The sequence below is a fragment of the Clostridium sp. genome, assembly GCF_032552055.1.
Lineage (GTDB): Bacteria > Bacillota > Clostridia > Clostridiales > Clostridiaceae > Clostridium.
In genome coordinates this window covers 1-1,571 of the sequence record NZ_JAWGSV010000398.1, presented here as the reverse complement: position 1 = coordinate 1,571, position 1,571 = coordinate 1, and the positions used below count along the sequence as shown (strand labels likewise).

The 1,571-nt window shown below is 24.3% G+C and carries 1 protein-coding gene and 1 pseudogene; both read right to left on the bottom strand.

Annotated features, from left to right (window positions below; translation table 11 throughout):
• Window positions 1-76: 76 nt before the first annotated feature.
• Entirely contained in the window at window positions 77-1,084 is a 1,008-nt protein-coding gene (locus E6248_RS15890) for a lysylphosphatidylglycerol synthase domain-containing protein (protein WP_316341738.1), read from the bottom strand.
• Between the two features lie 270 nt (window positions 1,085-1,354).
• Window positions 1,355-1,571: pseudogene (locus E6248_RS15885) on the bottom strand (hypothetical protein); the annotation flags it as partial.

The following is a 1,571-nucleotide window of genomic DNA, read 5'->3' as shown; positions in this document are numbered from 1 at the left end:
CCCTTTAGGTGCTATCTTAATAGATAATACTTATAAAAAATTGCTTAAATAATAATTTATAAAAAAAGAAAGACAATTAATTTTGTCTTTCTTTTTTGCTTATAATACCTTTTATTATTAAATTTATTCTACTTCCTGCCTTTTTAAAGCAAAAAGCAATTGCTTCAATATATCCTTTATTAACTTTTATCTTTACTTCATTAATTATTAAGAATATACCTACAGTTAATGGTACTATGTAGTAACTAATTCTATATAAAAGCAATGCCAGTAAAACTTCCTCTTTATTAATACCCAAGTTTGTTAGCCCTATTATAAAGGATAAATCAAATCCCCCTAGCCCTCCAGGCATCATACTTACAATCCCTATTGCCGTTGACACTACATAAATAGGAAATACCTTAGTTAATGTAATCTCAGAACCTAGAACTCTTAAAATACTAAATAATAAAAATGCCATGGTTGTCCATTCTATTATTGAAAGAAACATAATTTTTATTGTTTTAAAATAGTTCTTTTCTCTATTTTTCTTTAACTTAATTAAATTATAAATTAGCAAAATAGGTGTATATAATCCAGCCAATAATATTCCTATATTTACAGGATTATAAAAATTTATATTTCTACTATAAAATATTGAATATAATAAACAAAGAGTTGAGAATCCAGTAAAATTTAGTAATACTACTTTAGATACTTCTTTTACTAAAGTTGTCTTATCCTTAATATATGGTGAATATAAATAACTCTTAAGTGCAATGGCTGCTGTTCCACCAAATCCAATAATGCTTGATATAGAACTAGCTATCCAAGAAGACTTATATAGTTTTTTATTATCTAATTTTATTTCACAAGTTTCCTTAATAACAAAGTCATATAGAGAAAGAGGTAAATATGCAAATATACCTAGTATAGTAATATAACTTAAGGTTAATATTGTTAATTTCTCTCTATATCCATAGAATATTTTTAAGTCAAAATCATGAAATAACTTTCTAAACTGAAGGACTAAAATTAAACTCACTATAAAAATAAACAATATCTTTAGTATTGATTTATGTTTTTCCTCTACTTTAATTAACATTGCGTTCTCCCCACTAATTTATAATACGTGTAAATACTCAACTTAATAAGTATACATCAATTATAAAATAAATTCAAAAGAATTATTATTATCCCCATATTAGGCTTAAGATATCATACTTTATTATATTTGTAAACATTTCCCTTGTTTTTAGTAACACTTACTACTTATCTTCATATAATTATTAATATCTATTAGCTTTAATGCTAATCCATATAAATTCATCTCCTTCATTAATTATAGGTGGGCAATTGCCCACCCTTATTGTTTTCATATATTTATTTCTATCTTCTTAAATGCTACTTCCTTACTAACTCTTGATGTTTCTATATTTATCTTAATTTTAAATATATTAGGACATCTTTCTTTTCTCCATATCTTCATAAATTTTGAAGTTGCTTCAAAACTTGAATAGTACTTTTCCTCAAAAAAATCATAGAATTCAAGAAATTCTATTTTGCTTTTATTATCTATGACTATATTTGTA